Source organism: Desulfoprunum benzoelyticum (assembly GCF_014201505.1).
In the GTDB taxonomy this organism is placed as follows: Bacteria; Desulfobacterota; Desulfobulbia; order Desulfobulbales; family Desulfocapsaceae; genus Desulfoprunum; species Desulfoprunum benzoelyticum.
In genome coordinates, this window is record NZ_JACHEO010000016.1 from 45,837 (window position 1) to 64,961 (window position 19,125).

General features: G+C 56.1%; 24 protein-coding genes. 6 read left to right on the forward strand and 18 right to left on the reverse strand.

Translation table 11 applies throughout. The features are described 5' to 3' along the window. Positions 1 to 56: 56 nt before the first annotated feature. Genes HNQ81_RS12780 through HNQ81_RS12790 form a run of 3 tightly spaced genes read left to right on the forward strand, consistent with a single transcriptional unit; the run spans position 57 to position 2,934 of the window. On the forward strand, positions 57 to 869 hold the full coding sequence (locus tag HNQ81_RS12780; protein ID WP_183351746.1) for a TatD family hydrolase: 813 nt from the start codon (positions 57 to 59) through the stop codon (positions 867 to 869). Positions 870 to 889: 20 nt separating this feature from the next. Next, positions 890 to 1,585: a YggS family pyridoxal phosphate-dependent enzyme gene (locus HNQ81_RS12785; RefSeq protein ID WP_183351694.1), complete on the forward strand. Its 696-nt coding sequence runs from the start codon at positions 890 to 892 to the stop codon at positions 1,583 to 1,585. A gap of 38 nt (positions 1,586 to 1,623) precedes the next feature. Next, entirely contained in the window at positions 1,624 to 2,934 is a 1,311-nt protein-coding gene (locus HNQ81_RS12790; protein WP_183351695.1) for a UDP-glucose dehydrogenase family protein, read from the forward strand. A gap of 79 nt (positions 2,935 to 3,013) precedes the next feature. Here the strand turns inward: HNQ81_RS12790 and HNQ81_RS12795 are convergent, their stop codons facing one another. After that, a complete protein-coding gene (locus HNQ81_RS12795; protein WP_337833453.1) occupies positions 3,014 to 3,283 on the reverse strand; it encodes a PxxKW family cysteine-rich protein in 270 nt (89 codons plus the stop codon). A gap of 368 nt (positions 3,284 to 3,651) precedes the next feature. On the opposite strand from HNQ81_RS12795, the gene HNQ81_RS12800 reads away from it, so the two are divergent. Both HNQ81_RS12800 and HNQ81_RS12805 read left to right on the forward strand, forming a co-directional pair. Further along, positions 3,652 to 4,857 (forward strand): type II secretion system F family protein, encoded by a 1,206-nt coding sequence (locus HNQ81_RS12800; protein WP_183351697.1) that lies wholly within the window; start codon positions 3,652 to 3,654, stop codon positions 4,855 to 4,857. Positions 4,858 to 5,025: 168 nt separating this feature from the next. Beyond that, complete coding sequence (locus HNQ81_RS12805; RefSeq protein ID WP_183351698.1) at positions 5,026 to 5,313, forward strand: integration host factor subunit alpha; 288 nt, start codon at positions 5,026 to 5,028, stop codon at positions 5,311 to 5,313. 155 nt (positions 5,314 to 5,468) lie between these two features. Here the strand turns inward: HNQ81_RS12805 and HNQ81_RS18315 are convergent, their stop codons facing one another. After that, positions 5,469 to 5,681: a hypothetical protein gene (locus HNQ81_RS18315; protein ID WP_240191694.1), complete on the reverse strand. Its 213-nt coding sequence runs from the start codon at positions 5,679 to 5,681 to the stop codon at positions 5,469 to 5,471. Positions 5,682 to 5,900: 219 nt separating this feature from the next. Here HNQ81_RS18315 and HNQ81_RS17665 point away from each other — a divergent pair, with 219 nt between their 5' ends. Continuing rightward, the gene (locus HNQ81_RS17665; protein WP_240191695.1) at positions 5,901 to 6,413 is read left to right on the forward strand and encodes a hypothetical protein; all 513 of its coding nucleotides are present in this window, start codon (positions 5,901 to 5,903) and stop codon (positions 6,411 to 6,413) included. Here the strand turns inward: HNQ81_RS17665 and ribD are convergent. From ribD to HNQ81_RS12890, 16 genes are all read right to left on the reverse strand, one after another. Then, a complete protein-coding gene (gene ribD / locus HNQ81_RS12815) occupies positions 6,400 to 7,512 on the reverse strand; it encodes a bifunctional diaminohydroxyphosphoribosylaminopyrimidine deaminase/5-amino-6-(5-phosphoribosylamino)uracil reductase RibD (protein ID WP_240191696.1) in 1,113 nt (370 codons plus the stop codon). The two genes, HNQ81_RS17665 and ribD, sit on opposite strands and share 14 nt — an antisense overlap. Continuing rightward, the gene (nrdR, locus tag HNQ81_RS12820) at positions 7,502 to 7,972 is read right to left on the reverse strand and encodes a transcriptional regulator NrdR (RefSeq protein WP_183351700.1); all 471 of its coding nucleotides are present in this window, start codon (positions 7,970 to 7,972) and stop codon (positions 7,502 to 7,504) included. The genes ribD and nrdR overlap by 11 nt, the downstream gene beginning before the upstream one ends. 225 nt (positions 7,973 to 8,197) lie before the next feature. Then, a complete protein-coding gene (rpiB, locus tag HNQ81_RS12825) occupies positions 8,198 to 8,629 on the reverse strand; it encodes a ribose 5-phosphate isomerase B (protein ID WP_183351701.1) in 432 nt (143 codons plus the stop codon). Between the two features lie 20 nt (positions 8,630 to 8,649). Then, the gene (fabF, locus tag HNQ81_RS12830; RefSeq protein WP_183351702.1) at positions 8,650 to 9,888 is read right to left on the reverse strand and encodes a beta-ketoacyl-ACP synthase II; all 1,239 of its coding nucleotides are present in this window, start codon (positions 9,886 to 9,888) and stop codon (positions 8,650 to 8,652) included. 62 nt (positions 9,889 to 9,950) lie between these two features. Then, positions 9,951 to 10,181 carry an acyl carrier protein gene (gene acpP / locus HNQ81_RS12835; RefSeq protein WP_035229717.1) on the reverse strand — a complete coding sequence of 77 codons (231 nt, stop codon included), beginning with the start codon at positions 10,179 to 10,181 and terminating at the stop codon, positions 9,951 to 9,953. A 119-nt stretch (positions 10,182 to 10,300) separates the two neighbouring features. Further along, on the reverse strand, positions 10,301 to 11,047 hold the full coding sequence (fabG, locus tag HNQ81_RS12840) for a 3-oxoacyl-[acyl-carrier-protein] reductase (protein WP_183351703.1): 747 nt from the start codon (positions 11,045 to 11,047) through the stop codon (positions 10,301 to 10,303). Beyond that, positions 11,044 to 12,237, reverse strand: coding sequence for an electron transfer flavoprotein subunit alpha (locus HNQ81_RS12845; protein WP_183351704.1), 1,194 nt, complete (start codon positions 12,235 to 12,237; stop codon positions 11,044 to 11,046). The genes fabG and HNQ81_RS12845 overlap by 4 nt, the downstream gene beginning before the upstream one ends. Before the next feature lie 22 nt (positions 12,238 to 12,259). Next, the gene (locus HNQ81_RS12850) at positions 12,260 to 13,039 is read right to left on the reverse strand and encodes an electron transfer flavoprotein subunit beta/FixA family protein (protein ID WP_183351705.1); all 780 of its coding nucleotides are present in this window, start codon (positions 13,037 to 13,039) and stop codon (positions 12,260 to 12,262) included. 66 nt (positions 13,040 to 13,105) lie between these two features. Then, positions 13,106 to 14,257, reverse strand: coding sequence for an acyl-CoA dehydrogenase family protein (locus tag HNQ81_RS12855; RefSeq protein ID WP_183351706.1), 1,152 nt, complete (start codon positions 14,255 to 14,257; stop codon positions 13,106 to 13,108). Between the two features lie 13 nt (positions 14,258 to 14,270). After that, complete coding sequence (locus HNQ81_RS12860) at positions 14,271 to 15,245, reverse strand: beta-ketoacyl-ACP synthase III (RefSeq protein ID WP_183351707.1); 975 nt, start codon at positions 15,243 to 15,245, stop codon at positions 14,271 to 14,273. Then, a complete protein-coding gene (gene plsX, locus HNQ81_RS12865; RefSeq protein ID WP_183351708.1) occupies positions 15,245 to 16,264 on the reverse strand; it encodes a phosphate acyltransferase PlsX in 1,020 nt (339 codons plus the stop codon). The genes HNQ81_RS12860 and plsX overlap by 1 nt, the downstream gene beginning before the upstream one ends. A gap of 9 nt (positions 16,265 to 16,273) precedes the next feature. Next, the gene (rpmF, locus tag HNQ81_RS12870; RefSeq protein WP_183351709.1) at positions 16,274 to 16,462 is read right to left on the reverse strand and encodes a 50S ribosomal protein L32; all 189 of its coding nucleotides are present in this window, start codon (positions 16,460 to 16,462) and stop codon (positions 16,274 to 16,276) included. A 47-nt stretch (positions 16,463 to 16,509) separates the two neighbouring features. After that, positions 16,510 to 17,025, reverse strand: a complete 516-nt coding sequence (locus HNQ81_RS18180; RefSeq protein ID WP_205240214.1) for a YceD family protein — start codon at positions 17,023 to 17,025, stop codon at positions 16,510 to 16,512. 173 nt (positions 17,026 to 17,198) lie between these two features. Beyond that, positions 17,199 to 17,651, reverse strand: a complete 453-nt coding sequence (locus tag HNQ81_RS12880; protein ID WP_183351711.1) for a Crp/Fnr family transcriptional regulator — start codon at positions 17,649 to 17,651, stop codon at positions 17,199 to 17,201. Next, the gene (locus HNQ81_RS12885; RefSeq protein WP_183351712.1) at positions 17,651 to 18,265 is read right to left on the reverse strand and encodes an MlaC/ttg2D family ABC transporter substrate-binding protein; all 615 of its coding nucleotides are present in this window, start codon (positions 18,263 to 18,265) and stop codon (positions 17,651 to 17,653) included. The genes HNQ81_RS12880 and HNQ81_RS12885 overlap by 1 nt, the downstream gene beginning before the upstream one ends. 59 nt (positions 18,266 to 18,324) lie before the next feature. Beyond that, a complete protein-coding gene (locus HNQ81_RS12890) occupies positions 18,325 to 19,119 on the reverse strand; it encodes an MlaA family lipoprotein (protein WP_183351713.1) in 795 nt (264 codons plus the stop codon). Between the last annotated feature and the right edge of the window lie 6 nt (positions 19,120 to 19,125).

A 19,125-nucleotide genomic window follows, 5' to 3' on the forward strand; every position in this document is an offset into this window, starting at 1 on the left:
AGGCAATTCCAATATTTGCTATGTAAGGGCTGGAGGATTTTTCAGTGAACGACCCAATGCATCTTTTCCCCGACCTGCCTGAAGACACCTGCATCATCGATACTCACTGCCACCTCGACATGAACGATTATGTCGGCGATCTTGATGCTGTTATCGAACGGGCACGGCAAAAAAAAGTCGAACAAATAATCACGATCGGCATCGATCTCGAGAGTTCAAAAAAAGCGGTATCTCTGGCGGGAAAATATCCCGGCGTCAGGGCATCAGTGGGGATCCATCCCCACGATCTGCCTTCGTCTGCCGAGAGTACGTATGCTGCTATTGTCAGACTTGTCGAAGAAAATCGGGAGCACATTGCTGGTTACGGAGAGATCGGGCTGGATTACGCGAAGATGTACTGCCCTATGGAACTGCAGCAACATCATTTCCGTATCCAACTGGAACTGGCCAAAACCCTCAACCTGCCGGTGATCATCCACGATCGGGACGCTCACGAGGACGTGCTGCGCATTCTCGAGCAGTGCGGCCCCTTTCCTGCCGGCGGCGTCATGCATTGCTTTTCCGGTGATTACACCATGGCATGCAGAACGATCGACCTTGGTTTTTTCCTCTCTGTTCCAGGGATAGTAACTTTCAAGAATGCCAATAATCTCCGGGAAGTCGCGAGAAAAGTACCTCTGACTTCCCTGCTCCTTGAAACCGACGGTCCCTTTCTCGCACCGCAACCCTGGAGAGGGAAACGCAACGAACCCGCATACATACTCGCCACCGCAGCGTGTATTGCCGATCTCCGCAATATTTCTCTTGAACATCTTGCCCGGACGACTACGGCTAATGCCACTGCCCTGTTCCAACCCGGTCTCCATTAAATGGCAGGCACTACCTGATCATGATTGAAGAAAATCTCCAGCGAATCAAGGAAACGATCAACCGTTGCGCTCTGCGTTGCCGGAGGAATCCTGAAGATATTCAGTTGATCGCCGTTTCCAAAACGATCCCCGTTGCCCTGATGCGAAAAGCCATGCAGCATGGGCAACGCACGTTCGGGGAGAATTATATCCAGGAAGCTGAACAGAAATGGCAGGAACTGGATCGAGCCGTCGACCTTCATTTCATCGGCCATCTCCAGACCAACAAGGCAAAGATTGCCGCCACCATCTCTTCCGTCATCGAAACAGTCGACAGCCTCAGATTAGCCGAAGCGCTCAACAAACACCTGAATGCATTGGACAGGAACCTGAGAATTCTGATTCAGGTCAACATCGGCAACGATCCGAACAAATCGGGGACCATGCCTGAAAAGGTGGAGGAATTGCTCCGACAGATTCGGCTTCTCCCAAGGCTTGAAGTCATCGGCCTGATGACCATTCCCCCTCTCTCCCCAAACCCCGAAGCAACCCGCCCGTATTTCAAGGCCCTCCGCCATCTTGCCGAAGAACTGGCCGGCAAGGGCTTGTTCCACGATAACCAGCATGTGGCCCTGTCGATGGGTATGTCGGACGATTTCGAGGTTGCGATCGAGGAAGGCGCGACCATGGTCCGTATCGGCACGGCTCTATTCGGCCATCGCACTGTCAGGGCATAGATCCGGCCGCAACAGATATCACCAAATCAGGAATATTTATGAAAATCACGATAATAGGAACAGGATACGTCGGACTTGTGACAGGCACCTGCTTCGCCGAGTTCGGCCACCATGTCACCTGCGTCGACAAGGACGAGGACAAGATCAAAACCCTTCTGGAAGGACAGATACCCATTTATGAACCGGGACTTGACACGCTGGTGCAAAAAAACACCAGGGAGAAGCGCCTGACCTTTACGACTGATATCGCCGATGCCGTCGCCGTCGCCGACGCGGTTTTCATGGCTGTCGGAACCCCCAGCAGCAGACGTGGAGACGGGTATGCCGACCTGACCTACATATTTGAGGCGGCGAGGGAGATTGCTCCCCACCTGAAGGGATACACGGTAATCGTCGACAAGAGCACCGTTCCGGTCGGAACCGCCCGCCAGGTTGCCCGCGTCATTCGCGAAGTCAACCCCGAGGCCGACTTCGATGTCGCCTCCAACCCGGAGTTTTTGCGCGAAGGTGCCGCGATAGCTGATTTCATGCGTCCCGATCGGGTTGTCATCGGTATTGAAACCCACAAGGCCGAGGACATCCTCAGGGAGATCTACAAACCCCTCTACCTTCAGGAAACGCCAATTGTCAAAACCGACATCGAGACAGCAGAACTGACCAAGTACGCCGCCAATGCCTTTCTCGCGGTCAAGATCAGCTTTATCAATGAAATCGCGCTACTGTGCGACAGCCTGGGAGCCGATGTCGTGTCCCTCGCCAAGGGTATCGGTATGGACGGCCGGATCGGCAAGAAATTCCTTCATCCGGGTCCTGGCTATGGAGGATCGTGTTTCCCCAAAGACACCCTGGCAATGATGCGCATCGCCCAGGAACATGGACAAAACCTCAGAATCGTCGAGGCCGCCGTAGAAGTCAATGCCGCCCAGAAGGCAAAAATGGTCAAAAAGATCAGGGATATGCTTGATGGATCGGAAGCCGGAAAAACCATCGCCTTCCTTGGCCTGACCTTCAAGCCGGAAACCGATGATATGCGTGATGCACCGGCCATCACCATCATTCCCGCCCTGCTGGAAAAAGGTGCCCGCATCAAGGCACATGACCCGCAGGGGATGGCCGAGGCGCGGAAGTACCTGCCGCAAGGCATCGAATACACACAGGATGCTTATGAAACCTGTAAAAATGCCGACGCCGTGGTCCTCATGACCGAATGGAACCAGTACCGGGCACTCGATCTCGACCGCCTCATTCAGGAGATGCAGGGGAGGGTATTCGTCGACCTCCGCAATGTCTATGAACCGCAAAAGATGAAGGATAAAGGCTTTATCTACGCCGGGGTGGGACGATCGTAGGAGAACATGCAGAAACTCAGAAGGCACCCTCGGATGAACGCCGGGGGTGCCTTCTGGGGAGGGAATTCCGTTCCAGCTCTTACTTCTTCGATTTCGATGCTCGCTTGGCAGCTTTCAATGGGTTGATCCTGATCTTCGCGACTTTTATCTCGGGTTTGGCATGGGTGGCAAAGTTGCAGAATCCCAGTTTCCATTTAGCTGAAGGATTGAGATAGCTGTGACAATATTTCGCACCGGCTTCTTCAACAATCCGCTCACACCCCTCGCATTTGTCAACAATCGTTTTATGCCTGCCATCGCTATAATTCACTGCAGCCATTTTCTGCATGTTATCCTCCAGATTTTTCAGATATTTCTTATCCTGCCGGCACCAATCGGCAAGAACAAGCTATCAACGACACACTGTTAAAATATAAATTCCGAACATTCGAATTTAATGTATCCCCCTTTCATTGGCAAGTAAAAAGATACATTCCACAGGCTTCGTCACCGCTTTACTTTATCGTCTCGACCCGTTCACTCCCTCCCGCGTCGAACCGCCCGGATCGGGCGTGATACATTTTCATACAAGCTCAACTTTCTGAAAAAAAAAGGATTGTTTTCAAATTCATTGCCTTGTATTTTACAACCATTCGATATAGTATCGGTTTTATTTTGCAAACCCTCTTGAACGTTTTCTTCGCTCGTCTGCATGCCCTTACACCAGAGGAGGCAAGGATGCCTGTTTATATTTGGAAAGGAAAGAATTCTCAGGGTGAAAAACGTAAAGGAGAGATCGAAGCGCCCGACCAGTCTGCTGTTCTGGCCCAGCTCAAACGTCTGCGGATTGTCGATCCCGTCATCAAGGAAAAACCGAAGGACTTATTCGCCAACGTACCGTTTTTCCAGCCCAAGGTAACAGGAAAAGATGTAGTTATTTTCACCCGTCAGCTGTCGACCATGATCGATGCCGGACTCCCTCTTGTCCAGGGTCTGGAAATCCTCGAAAAACAGCAGGACAATTCGACTTTCAAAAAAATCCTCGGTACGATCCGGTCCGATGTCGAAGCAGGCTCCACGCTTGCCGATTCGATGCGGAAACATCCCAAGGTCTTCGACAGCCTGTTCAGCAACATGATTGAAGCCGGCGAAACCGGCGGTATTCTCGACACTATCCTTATGCGTCTTTCCGGTTTTCTGGAAAAATCCATGGCCCTGAAAAAGAAGATCAAGGGGGCCATGACCTACCCCGCAATCTGCCTGTCGATATCCATTCTCATCCTCGCCGTTATCCTGATCTTTGTCATTCCGGTCTTCAGTACCATGTTTGAAGACTTCGGCAGTTCCCTGCCGCTTCCGACGTTATTTCTGGTCAATCTCAGCAATCTGGTGAAGGATTATTTCTTCTTCCTTCTTATCGGTCTTGTTCTTCTCGTCATGCTCTTCAAAAAGATCTACAACACCGAAAAAGGACGATTATTTTTTGATAGATATTCTCTGAAGGCGCCGGTTTTTGGAATGCTGCTGCGGAAAGTAGCCGTTGCCAAGTTTACACGCACCCTCAGCACCATGCTCCATGCCGGCGTTCCGATCCTTGAGGCCCTCCAGGTTGTCGCCAAGACCTCGGGCAACAAAATCATCGAGATGGCCGTCTTCAAAGTTGCCGATTCGATCTCTGAAGGGCGGCCGATTGCAGATCCGCTGGAAGAAAGCGGGGTTTTCCCCAATATGGTGGTGCAGATGATCAATGTCGGCGAGTCGGTAGGCGCCCTCGACAGCATGCTCGAAAAAATTGCTGATTTCTATGATGAAGAAGTCAACCAGGCCGTGGAAAACCTGACCGCGATGATTGAACCGTTCATGATGGTCTTTCTCGGTGGGATGATCGGAGGCATTGTTGTCGCCATGTATCTGCCGATCTTTAAAATTGGTGGACTTGTTTGATGCCGGAAGGAACCGACACTGCGGCTTGAGTCCGGATCGACATTCAACTGCCTGAGGTTAATATATAAATTTATCCGATAATTTATGCACCTCACATTGACATTCTTTGCCGAAGATATATGATCAATTGAAAGCGAATGCAAATCATTCAGAAATGATGGAGGCCGTATGACTCTGACAAAAGCAGATCTGGTACAGCAAGTATACAAGAATCATGAAAACCTGACCAAAGCGCAGGCAACCGATGCTGTCGAGGCATTTCTCCGGTTGTCGAAAAATTCACTGATCGAAGGCTCCGACCTGCTGCTCAGCGGCTTTGGCAAATTCAACGTAAAGGACAAAAACGCTCGCCGAGGACGCAACCCCCAGACCGGTGATGAACTTACTCTCGATGCGCGAAGGGTGGTTACGTTCAAACCGTCGGGCATCCTTCGTGACAGGATAAACGCGTCCTGACAAAAAGATTTTACTGTCTGTATCGGCCCTTCTGAGATTTGCACAACCCGGGATGAGAAATCGTCCCGGGTTTTTTCACGACAACGTTCCTGATCTGGACATCTTTTGCAGAAGCGAGATTACCACCGGTAAGACGTATGCAGCGTCCTGAAATTTCAATCGTCCCCCTTGATTGCATTGATGCCGATCCCCGCTGGAATATTCATCCATTCCTTGGGCATGAAATCCCGACCGGTCTCAACCGGTCCTTTCTGGAGTCCGGCATCCTTCATCCTCCTCTTCTTCTCGAGGGCGATGACGGAAGGTTCGAGATTATCGACGGCAGAAAACGTCTGCAGGCGGCCGGAAGAATCCTCAGGCTGAGCCACTGCCCATGCCTCGTCCTACCACCGGCAAGCCCGCCGCAGGATGTCCTCTCGTCCCTTCTCGCATCCCAAGGCTGCTGCACTCCTCTCTCCCCGATGGAGACCGCTTATTTTCTACAGATCTGCGGGCTTTACCTGACCCCGGAAGAAATTGCAAAACTGTTCCTCCCCACCCTCACCGGCAGCAACAGCATGTCACTGTTGACACGATATAGGCGACTCGTGTCTCTCGAATTCAGGCTTCAGGTTCACGTCCATCAACGATTCATCTCTGAAACCATGGCCCTCGAGCTGCTGCAGCTCGAGGCGGAGGACAGGAGCAGACTGGCGGACCTGTTTACCGACTTCCAGATGGGTGGCGGCAAACAACGGCGTTTTTTTTCCCTGGCCAGAGATGTCGCCATGCGCGCTGAAACGAGCATTGCCGAGCTCCTCGACCAGCCGCCCCTCCAGGAAATCCTCCAGCACCGGCAGATGAATGCCCCGCAGAAAGTGCAGAATCTGCTGGTCATCCTGCAACAGATGGCGACCCCTTCCCTCTATAGAGACGAACAATCCTTCAAGGCCCGCGTTGCCACGCTGGCGCTCCCTTCAACCTGCACTGTCCTCCACAGTCAAGCCTTTGAAACTGAGGAAGTGCACCTCTCGATCAAATTCGAAAATTTCGACCAGCTCCGGAAGGCATCGGCGACATTGATGGACGGTCTGAAAAATATGGGGCTCAGCGATACATGAGCTTGCCGGAGACCATCATGTCCTCACCGCATCGCCGGTATTGAACCTCTGTCAGTCTGTGGGCCGTGTCGCGTCCTGAACTGCTGTAGCCGGACTGAAACGGAATCCCGTTTTCTCCGGCGAAGACCGGTGCATAAAACAGATGGGCATAGTCGTAGAGGCGTTGATTCAGCATGCTTCCATGCACCTTCGCCCCACCTTCGACCAGCAGCGAGGAGATGCCCTGCTCACCCAGCTGACGCAGCACCTGGTGGAGATCGAGACCGCCACCGACGCCACGCTCGACGCGGTGAACGCAAATGCCCCTCTTTTCCAGCCTGGCACACTTTGCCGTATCAACCTCGACGCTGCAGAAGATCAACGTCCGGGCGGTCGATTCCCCGGACAGGACCTTTGCCCGTTGCGAGATGGAGAGACCGGAGTCCAATATCACCCGGTGCGCATCCCTCCCCTTTTTCCGACCCGGCAAGCGCGTCGTCAGGGCAGGATCGTCGATCAGGACGGTGCCGGCTCCCACCAGGATGGCATCGTAGCGGTCTCGCAGACGATGGACGACGGCAGAGGTCTCGCCCCCCGTCATCCATCCGGTCTGCCGCCCGTTATAGGTGATCCTGCCGTCCAGACTCATACCGGCCTTCATCACGACCCAAGGCAGACCGGTAGTGATATGCTTGATGAACGGCCAGTTCAACTGCCGGCATTGCGGCTCCAGCACCCCCGAGGTCACGGCGATGCCGCGGTCGAGCAGATAACGGATACCACGCCCCTGCACCAGAGGATTGGGATCTTCCATCCCGATCACAACCCGGGCGACCCCACTCCTCGCCACCGCTTCGCAGCAAGGCGGCGTCCTGCCGGTGTGCGAACAGGGTTCCAGCGTCACATACAGGGTTGCCCCCCTCGACTCTGCCCCGGCCGCCGCAAGGGCATGGATTTCAGCATGGGGGGTTCCCGCCTTCTTATGATATCCTCTGCCGATCACCTGGTCGTTCTTGACAATGATCGAGCCGACACATGGGTTAGGCGAGGTACGGCCCAGCCCCTTTTTCGCCTCGTTCAAGGCGAGGGCCATATAGCGCTGGTCGATTTCAGTAATCATCGTTTGCTCGGGACTCCAGAAGCGTCTTCAATTCGTCCATGAATTCATTGACATCCTTGAATTGCCGATAGACGGAGGCGAAACGGACATAGGCCACTTCGTCGAGCTGAGGCAATTCCTCCATCACCCACTCGCCGATGACCTGCGATGAAACTTCCTTGGTTCCAAAGTCCTGTAACCGGTGTTCAATTTCATCGACAAACTGGTCGATCCGGTCACGGCTGACCGGCCGCTTTTCGCAGGCTTTCTCAAGCCCCAGCACCATCTTCTGCCGATCCCATGCCTCGCGTCGCCCATCCTTCTTGACCAGCATCGGCATCATCACCTCCAGCCGCTCATAGGTGGTGAACCGCTGATTGCAGACCAGACAGGACCTTCTTCTCCGGGTAATGGTGCTATCCTTGTTCAGCCGGGAATCTATGACCTTGTTGTCAAGATGACCACAATATGGACACTTCATTGAATTCTCCCTAACATGACGGCACTCCTGTATACGTGGACCGTTTGCATAACCGTATCACTTGGCTCGCAAGTTTAGCAGATATCCCGCGGACACGCTGTAAATGTTCGTATTGGGGAGCAGAGAGAAGGGGGCGGGGGAAACGCGACGGGGACGGAGCGTCGCCGTCAACACGGATACGTTGGAAAAAGAGCAGGGGCCACGCCGTGACGAATCCCCCAATGATCAGAAATCGCTGAACCGGGCGATGCGGGACTGATGACGTCCCCCGGAAAAGGGCGTGGCCAGCCAGACCTTGACAAGATCGGCAGCCACCCCTTCACCTGTGACTCTGGCGCCGAGACAGAGGACATTGGCATCATTATGTTCCCGGCTCATTCTCGCAGTATATTCGTCGTGGCAGTTGGCGGCACGTATTTTCCGATTCCGGTTGGCGGCGATCGCCATACCGATCCCGGTACCGCAGACAAGAATGCCTCTCTCGCAACTGCCATCGTCCACCAACGCGATGACACGTTCGGCATAGTCAGGATAGTCTACGGAATCACCGGAAAAACAGCCGGTATCTGTGACATCATGGTCAAGGTCACGCAACAGTTGCACGATCTTTTCCTTGAGATGATAGCCGCCATGATCAGCGCCAAGCGCAATCTTCATTGATTTCTCTCCGGACGGGTTTATCGAAACCGCCGCATCGCAACAACTGCGTTCGTCCCCCCGAATCCAAAGGAGTTGGAGAGGGCGGCCTCGATCTTCATCTCCCGCGCCTGTCCCGGCACATAATCAAGATCACACTCCGGACCCGGCTCGATGAGGTTGGCGGTTGGCGGAGCGATCTGGTGATGAACGCTCAGGGCGGTGAATACCGCCTCGATCCCCCCGGCGGCTCCGAGCATGTGCCCGGTCATCGATTTGGTCGAGCTGATCGCCAGCCGCGACGCGTGATCCTTGAACACCGTTTTGATCGCCTGGGTCTCACAGCGATCATTGAGGGGGGTGGAGGTGCCGTGGGCATTGATGTAATCGAACTCTTCGGGGGTGAGGCCGGAATCCTCCACCGCCATTTGCATGGCTCGAGCCCCCCCTTCCCCGCCTTCCGGCGGCGCCGCGATGTGATAGGCGTCACTGCTCAGACCATAACCGCAGACCTCGGCATAGATATGGGCGCCTCGGGCCTTTGCATGTTCGAGTTCTTCGAGAATGAGCATGCCGGACCCTTCCGACATCACGAACCCATCGCGATCCTTGTCGAAGGGCCGCGATGCCTGTTCCGGGGCATCGTTGCGACTGGAAAGTGCCTTCATCGCACTGAAACCAGCCACCCCCAACGGGCAGATGACCGCCTCGGCCCCGCCGGTGACGACGATATCGCACATCCCGTACTTGATGTGACGATACGCCTCTCCGACGGCATGGGTGCCGGCCGCACAGGCCGTCGTCAAGGTCAGGTTAGGGCCTTTTGAGCCGATCTGCATCGATATGTGTCCCGACGGCATGTTCGGTATCACCATGGGAATAAAGAAAGGGGTAAGTTTTTTATACCCCTTTTCCAGGCAGATCTGGTGATACTTCTCAATGGTCGGGAGGCCGCCGATACCACAACCGGTAATCACGCCGACCCGACCACAATTTGACTCATTGATCTCAACCCCACTGTCGCCGACAGCCATCATGGCTGCGGCAAGGCCGTACTGCACAAAGAGATCGAAGTGTTTGACCGCCTTTTTGTCGAGAAAATCTTCAACATTGAAATCCTTGACCTCGGCGGCGATCTTGACCTGAAAGTCACTCGTATCGAAACGGGTTATCAGGGCCACGCCACTCTTGCCGGCACAGATATTCTCCCAGCTCTTGGCGACACCGGTTCCGAGGGGTGTCACCAGCCCGACGCCTGTAACCACAACTCTGCGCTTCACTATAGCATCTCCTTCAGTCTGTGTGCTGCCTGACAGATGGGTTTGAAATGAGCTACCGCATGTTACTTCAGTTTCTTGACGTAATCGATCGCATCCTGAACGGTGGTGATCTTCTCGGCATCCTCGTCGGGGATCTCAATGTCGAATCCCTCTTCCATTGCCATGATCAGTTCAACCAGATCAAGCGAGTCGGCCCCGAGGTCATCGACAAATGACGCATTCGGCACAACCTTCTCTTTCTCGACACTCAACTGCTCAACGATGATATCAATCATTTCCTGCTCAATAGCCATTTGCTTTTCTCCCTGTTGGTAATAGTCTGTCGAATTTCGGCCGCCGGCACAGCTGTCTGGTTGCCGTCGGTCCTTGTATATATCCTGGATAACATGGATCCGACAGGATCCATAACGTGTTACTGCATAAACATGCCGCCGTTGACGTGCAGCGTCTGGCCGGTCAGATACCTTCCATCCTCACTGACCAGATAGGCGACCGCCCCCGCCACATCCTCAGGGGTACCAAGGCTGGCCAGCGGAATCTCCTGCAGCAGCTGCCGCCTGGCCTCTTCAGGCAGAGCGTCCGTCATCTCCGTCTGGATATATCCCGGCGCGACGCTGTTGACGGTGATGTTGCGTGAGGCCAACTCCCGCGCCATCGCCTTCGTGATCCCCACCAGACCGGCCTTGGCGGCCGCGTAATTGACCTGACCGGCATTGCCGACGAAACCGATGACGGAGGTGATGTTGACGATCCGCCCCCAGCGTTGCTTCATCATGGTCTTCGAAACCGCCTTGGCGCAGAGGAAGGCTCCCTTCAGGTTGGTCGACAGGACCTGGTCCCATTCCGACTCCTTCATCCGCGCCAGCAGGCCGTCACGGGTGATACCGGCGTTATTCACCAGGATATCGACCCTCCCCGCTTCACTGACGATGCGTTTGAAGGCCTCCTGAATCTGCCCGCCATCTGCGACATCGAAGGCGATGATCCTCGCCGTTCCGCCGCTGGTCTCGATCAGCCGTCTGGTCTCCTCGGCGGCGTCCGGACGGCTGACATAGTTGATATACACTACCGCACCCATGGCTGCAAGACGAAGCGAAATCGCCCGTCCTATTCCACGGCTGCCCCCGGTGACGACGGCGATTTTTCCCTGAAGGTTCATCCTCGGCGATACTCCTCAATTCGTTTGATCAGTTTTGGTACGATCTCGTAGAGATCGCCGACGATGCCGAAATCGGCGACATCGAATATCGAGGCATGCGGGTCGCGGTTTATCGCCACAATGGTCTCGGAAGACTGCATCCCGGCGACATGCTGGACGGCACCGGAGATCCCGCAGGCGATATAGAGCTTGGGGGCGACGGTCTTGCCGGTCTGCCCGACCTGGTGCGGGTAGGGAATCCAGCCGGCATCGACGGCCGCCCGCGAGGCCGAAACCTTGGCTCCGAGCACATCCGCCAACTGCTGCAGCAATTCGAATCCCTTGGGAGTATCAAGGCCACGGCCGCCGGAGATGAGGATGTCGGCTTCCTGAATATTGACCTTGGCGCCGTGGGCCGCGACTGATTCCAGGACCTGGACCCGGCTGCGCAGTTGTCCGGGAGGCGGGGCGATATCTACGATATCCCCCGTCCGCGCCGGGTCGCAGTCCAGCGCCCGCATGACCTTTGGGCGGACGGTGGCCATCTGCGGCCGGGAGGAGAGACAGACGATCGTCGCCATGATATTGCCGCCGAAGGCCGGCCGGGTCTGCATCAGCGCCCCGTCTTCCTCCCGGATGTCGAGGGCCGTGCAATCGGCGGTCAGACCGGCATCGAGACTGGTCGCGACTCCCGGGACGAACGATCTGCCGATGGCGGTGGCCCCGGCGAGGACAATCTCGGGACGGTGTTCCCTGACCAGCGAGGTCAGGACAGCGGCATAGGTATCTTCGGAGTAAACCGCCAACTGTTCGTGGTCGACCCGATACACGATGTCGGCCCCATGGGCGATCAGGGTCGTGGCCGTATCGCCGGTATCATGCCCGAACAGGACCGCACTCAACTTCACCCCTCTCAGATCGGCAAGCCGGCGGCCGGCCCCGAGAAGCTCGAGGGAGACCGGGGCGAGACACCCGAGCCGATATTCGCAGAAGACCCAGACGCCGGACCACTCGTCAAGATCGACCTTGACAGCCTTCTCCGTTCCCTCCAGGCTCAGGGCCCCGACATCACAGCTCTCAACGCAGGCGCCGCACAGGGTGCAGGCATCCCCCACGACCGCGCAGCCATCGACGATCTTTATGGCGGCAAAGGGACACTGATCGGCACAGATGCCGCAGCCGATACAGAGGTCTTGATCGATTTTCAACATGACAGGGATCTCCGCAGAGAACTTAGAGATAAGGAGCGAGCTTGGCGACCAGCTGATCGATCTGCTCGTCGATACTACCGGTCAGGACGGCCCTTGCACCCCGGGCCTGGGGCGGGAAGACCCGCATGACCTGGGTCGGAGAACCAGGCAGACCGATACAGGCGGGATCGGCGCCGATATCGGCGGCGGTCAGCCTTCTGATCACAGCCTTTTTCGCCTTCATCTTCCCCTTCAGGGAAGGTACCCGCGGTTCGTTGATATCTTTGACCACCGTCAGCAGCGCCGGCAGATCGGTCTTCACAACGTCATAGCCGTCATCCATCATCCGCTCGACCACGATCGCGGCACCGCTGATCTCCCGAACCTTCTGAACGCAGGTAACATACGGGATATCAAGCCGGGTGGCCAGCCCCGGTCCGACCTGGGCCGTGTCGCCGTCGATCGCCTGCTTGCCGCAGAGCACCAGATCAAAGTTTCCGAGGGTCCTGACCGTTCTCTCGAGGGTATACGAGGTCGCCCAGGTGTCGGCTCCGGCAAAGGCCCTGTCGGTTACCAGCACACCGTTATCGGCACCGCAGGAAATGGCCTGCCGCAGGACGTCTTCCGCCTGCGGCGGCCCCATGGTCACGACCGTCACCTCGCCGCCATGGGCCTCGACCAGACGCACGGCCTCCTCGAGGGCGTGCTGGTCATAGGGGTTCATGATCGACTCGACCCCTTCCCGGGCCAGGGTATTGGTCACCGGGTCAAGGCGCACATCCTTGGCATCCGGTACCTGCTTGACACATACGATAATCTTCATTGAACCGACCTTGCTGAAAAACGTGCCGAACCGGAAAGCCGTCCGGCAGAAGTGGCCGCAGAATCGTTACTGCGCATACTCCCGATTGAGCTCCTGGCCGATGACGTTGCGCTGAATCTGGTTGGTCCCTTCGTAGATCTGGAGAATCTTGGCATCACGCATCATCTTCTCCACCGGATATTCGCACATATACCCATATCCGCCCATGACCTGGACCGCATCGGTGGCGACCTTCATCGCGACATCGGTGGCAAAGACCTTGCACATCGACGAGACCTTGGACATGTTTTTCGGATGGGCATCGATATGCCTTGACGCATTGTAGACGAGGGCGCGGGCGGCTTCGATGCCGATGGCCATGTCGGCCAGCATGTGCTGCACCGCCTGGAAGGCGATGATCGGCTTGCCGAACTGGACCCGCTGCTTGGCATACCTGGCGGCCTCGTCAAGGGCCCCCTGGGCGAGACCGACACCGAGGGCGGCGATTCCCGGCCGCGAAAAGTCAAGGGTCTTCATGACGGTGATGAATCCGGTCCCGGCCCGGCCGATGATGCGATCCTTGGGGATGCGGCAGTCCTTGAAAATCAGTTCGGTCGTCGACGAGGCCCTGATCCCCATCTTCTTCTCCTTGGGCCCGCACGAAAACCCGGGGTCGCCCGCCTCGACGACAAACATCGATGCCCCGCGGGGCCCCTTGCTGCGGTCGGTGATCGCCACCACGGAATAGATTTCAGCCTCGCCGCCATTGGTGATCCACTGTTTCGTCCCGTTCAGCACCCAATGGTCGCCGTCGAGGACCGCCGTCGTCTGAATCCCGGAGGCATCGGAACCGGCGTTGGCCTCGGTCAGGCCAAAGGCGGCGAACCTTCTGCCAGTTGCGACATCGGGCAGGTATTTCTGCTGCATCTCCTCGGAACCACCGATCAGGATCGGGTATATCCCGAGGAAACTGGCGGCAAAGGCCGTTCCGACGCCAATACAGCCGCGGCCGAACTGCTCGAGGGCGAGAACGATATCCAGACACCCGCCGCCAAAACCGCCAAACTTCTCAGGCATCGGGATACCGAAAAGATCAGCCTGAGCGATCTCGTTCAGAATCGCCCGTGGAAACTCATGTTTTTCATCGAGTTCGGCCCGACGCGGAATGATCCGCTCATCAGTGATTTGCCGGGCTATATCGACGATCATCTGCTGTTCTTCGGTCAAGAAATAGTCCATGTCACACTCCTGTTCACCACTTAATCAGGGTCGCTCCCCAGGTAAATCCTCCGCCGAAGGAGCATATTAAGATCAAATCATCCCGCAGGATACGTCCGCTGCGGACAGCTTCGTCAAGGGCGATCGGTATAGATGCCGCCGAAGTATTGCCGTATTCGGAAATATTGACAAACACCTTCTCGGCCGGCAACTGCAGCCGTTCCGCCAGTTTGTTCAGGATCCGGCTGTTGGCCTGATGGGGAATAAACAGCTTCACCGCATCGAGCGTCAGTCCTTTCATGGCGAGGACGCCATGGACGGCTTCTTCCATGGCCTTGACCGCATATTTGAACACCTCGCGTCCTTCCATGACGATACACGTTCCGGGGTGGCCCTGATTATCGATGTCGGGATTGCTGCTTTTCGGCGCGTACATGTACAGGAGATCCCAAAGTCGACCGTCGGAGAGGAGTTTCGATCCCAGATATCCGGGCATTCCCTCACGGTATCCAATAACGGCGGCCCCGGCCCCATCGCCGAAGAGAATGCAGGTGTTGCGGTCGGACCAGTCCAGACGCGAGGACATGTTTTCAGTGCCGATAACGAGGACCTTCAGCGCATGATCGGCCTGAACGTACTTGTCTCCAAGGTCAAGGGCGAAGAGAAACCCCGAACAGGCGGCATTGATATCGTAGGCGAAGGCATTTGCGGCCCCCAGATCCTTCTGCACCAGACAGGCGGTGGACGGCATCAGGGTATGGGAGGTCATCGTCGCCACGATGATCACTCCAATCTCTTCGGCCGCCACGCCGGCGGCGTCAAGGGCCCGCCGGGCCGCCGTCGTCGCCAGGTTGCAGGCCTGTTCATCCTGGCCGCAGACGTGCCGGGCGCTGATACCGGTCCGGGTCCGGATCCACTCGTCGGAGGTGTCGACAAGCCTGGCCAGATCATCGTTGGTGACGATCTTTTGCGGCAGATACGAGCCGGTTCCCAGGATAACCGTCCCCATCACGACTCCATCAGCCGATCGTTGTCATCGGCGGCAAGACTCTTCAGAATCGCGGCGTTGACCTGGTGCTTGACCATTTTTCTTGCCTCCAGGATCGCATTCTTGATCGCGTGGTCGCTCGATGCGCCGTGGCAGACGATCCCGACCCCGTCGATCCCGAGCAGGGGCGCGCCGCCGTATTCGGCGTAATCAACCCGCTTCCTGAATCTGTTGAATGCGGGACGGGCCAGGAGATAGCCGATTTTTGCCGGGAGCGATTTGACGATCTCGTTTCTCAGCATCTGCATCGCCGCCTCGGCCAGCCCTTCGCTCATCTTGAGGCAGATATTGCCGACGAAGCCATCGCAGACGATGACATCGACGTCCCCCCGAAAGACGTCGCGCCCCTCGACATTACCAACAAAATTGAGCGAGCTGTTCTTCAGTAGAGCGTAGGTTTCCTTGACCAGCTGATTGCCCTTCCCCCCCTCTTCGCCGATCGTGAGCAGGCCTATCCGGGGGTTGCCGATATCAAAAATACGGGAGAAGCAGGAGGCCATGACCGCGAACTGGTACAGATGCAGAGGACGGCAATCGACATTGGCGCCGACATCCATCAACACGACCGGTTTTTTCAAGGTGGGAAAAAAAGAAGCGATACCCGGTCTGGAGATCCCTTCCAGCCGTCCCAGCACCCGTACCGCCGCCGCCATCGTGGCGCCTGAGTTACCGGCACTGACGACGGCATCGGCTTCACCCCTGCGAACAAGGTTGACGGCGACCATGATCGAGGAGTCCTTTTTCTTGCGGACGGCCTCGACAGGATGCTCATTCATCTCTATAACCTGAGATGAATGAGCGATCCGGATACGTGCAGAGGCTGAAGAACCGGAACCACGCTTGCCGAGAATCGACCCCAGCAAGGTTTCATCCCCGACCAGAGTGACATGAAGGTCTGCCTGCTCCACGGCAAGTAATGCCCCGGCAATCAACTCCTCGGGACCATGATCTCCTCCCATGGCGTCCAGGGCAATGTGCACAGGAAACTCCTACTCTATTTCGGCATCAAGAGTGAAGACGGTACGTCCTTTGTATTTGCCGCAACTGGCACACAGACGATGGGGTTCCTTCGGCTCGCCGCACTCGGCGCAGAGCGCGATCCCGGTTGCCTTGAGGGCATCGTGGGAACGTCGTTTGTGAGTCCGGGCATGTGAATGTCTTCTTTTTGGCAGGGCCATGATTTACCTCCACTTCGGTAACGGTAACTACCGAATAAATTTGATTTCTATTGTTCTTTTCTGAGCTGTTTCAATACATCAAAAGGTCTGTTCCGGCCATTGTCGGAACAGCTGCAATGATCGTCCTGCAACTCGGCGCCACAGACCGGGCAAAGCCCCCTGCAATTCTCATCGCACAGAACCTTGAGAGGGAGTGCCAGGAAAACCTGTTCCCGCAGAATTTCACCAAGATCGATAACGGGCTGCTTCAGGTGGACAGCGATACAGTCCTCAGCACTGCATTCCATCTCGCCGAGCTCGACAGCTATATTCTCATCAAGGGTGAAAATATACTCAAATTCCTCCTCAACCCTGAGCTCGACAAGCTTTCCGCATCTGTCGCAGGGTAGGAGAGCGGTGAATCCAATCGTCCCGCCGAGCAGCACCTTTTCTTCTTCTCTTTTCGCCGTGATCGCAACCTGCGGCGAACCGACACACTCCACATCCTTCTCCGGGAACCAACCCGTTCCGGAGGGTCTGAAACTCCGCGATTCCTGAAAAATTTCAGAAAATAGCAGTTTCATTACGTTCCTTGTAACGGCTGAAAAAATCAGGTGGAGAAAAAAGTGCGATAATAATCAATTTCAACGCCGATGGCTAGAGAAAAAACCGGAACAACACGTTGGTGTTGCCGCCGGTGGCGGCGTGTCGGCTGCAGCCGATTGTCCCCATCCCCTCCCGGATCTGTCGAGGTCGACTACAGAACCCGTGCCAGCCGCTCCGAACCTTTTCTCAGCCGCAGGTGCGAGATATAGAGGAGGCGGTTGACGATCTTCCAGGCCAGCTCCGGATAACGATCCTTGAGTACATCCAGTTTTTCGCCCGAGAACGAGACAAGACGCGAATCTTCAACGGCGGCGACGGTGGCTTCGTGAACCTGTCCGGCAAAGACGGCACCTTCGCCAAGCGGTGCGCCGGGATCGAGCAGGGCCACGACCTGCATCTTGTCGGCAAAGCCGGTCATCTTCCGTACCGCCAGCCTGCCGGCAACAAGCACATATACCAGCGTCGAATTCTCGCCGATACGGAACAGCGTTTCACCTGCCGCCAGCCTCACCTCGGCCAGTTCCGGCTGCAGGGCCGCCAGGTCGTCATCTTGAAGAAAGTCGAAGGCCAGCCGCACAGCCTGATCAGGTATCGGTCGCTCCATTACAGACTTGCCTGCCCCTTCTCGAAGCTCTTGTTCTTCTCTTCGATGACCTTGATCAGCCCGGCAAACTTATCCGTGCGCAGGATCGACTTGAACTGTTCCCGGTAGTTGCCGACCAGGCTCACCCCCTCGATATTGATGTCGTAAACCATCCATCTGCTGTCGGTCAGATTGAGGATATAGTGGACCGGAACCTTGACTCCCTGATTGTCAATGGTAGTCGAGACCTGGGCCCTTTTCCCCTTCACCCGCTCTTCCTGAAAATCGATCTGCTGGCCCGAGTAGCTTTCCAGTTTTCCAACATAGATATTTTCCAGGAGCTTGATCATCTGGCGAGTGAAATATTCCCGTTCTTCGGCCGAAATATCCTGCCATGTCCGGCCGAGGATTCGCTTCGACATCTCTTCAAAATCAAAGCCGACCTTGATCGCCTTCATGATCTTCGCTCGTCGTTCATCACGATGGGCATCCCCCTTCAGACGTTCATCGGCCAGAAGATCGGTCAGTGACTTGAGTGTCGGTTTCAGCTGGGCCATCGGACTTTCGACCGCATTCACCACAGGGCACAACAACACGGACAGCAGGAAGAGCAGTACGGCAGTTCTGACGTTCATATTTTTGCTTTCACCTCGTAAAAAAATACGACTTCGACCGACAATCCCGCCGCGGTCGTCTATTGGTTCTCCTCGGTTCCGCCTCCCCGAATGCGGGCATTGCGATACTCGTAGTAGCCCTGACGTATCGCCACATAGGGATCGAGAGAATATTTTATCGTCTCTTCATACACATCCGGGGAGACGCTCATCCGGTTGACGAGGGCCGTACCGGAATAACCAAGCGCCTCATCCGAGTTCAATCCCACGTAGTTCACCGGGTTGGCGGCAAAATCGGCCACCCGGCCGAGCGTGTCGCGGACATTGGAGGGACCGAAGATCGGCCAGTAAAGATAGATTCCGGTCCCCGCCCCGTATCTGCCCAGCGTCTGCCCGAAATCCGCCGAAGGAGGGTGCATGGCGAATTCACTGGCCGCCGGGTCGCCAAAACCGTACACCCCGAGGACCGTATTGATGCCGAACCGGGAAATGACCGTCCAGGCATCGCTGAATCGCCCCTGCAACAGGGTATTGATCAGCACTATCGGGCTGGACAGGTTGTTGACGAAATTATCGATGCAGCCACGGATATCGTGCGGCAGCGCCTCGGCGTAGACATTTTTGACCGGCTTCAGCATCCAGAAGTAGAGCTTGTCGTTGAAGACAAAAACCGCGCGGTTCCATGGCTCGAGCGGGTCGGAAATTATATCCGCATCCTGCCAGTCGTCATAGTCGTTATCGTATTCGTCTTCAAGCAGCAGGTCCGGCATTGCATCGGCGGCGACCGCGGCGACCGGAGCGATCAGCGACGAGCCAAGTAGAAAAAGCCACAGACACAACAGTACCGGGATAGCAGAACAGGTGCGAATTTTCATCCCTTC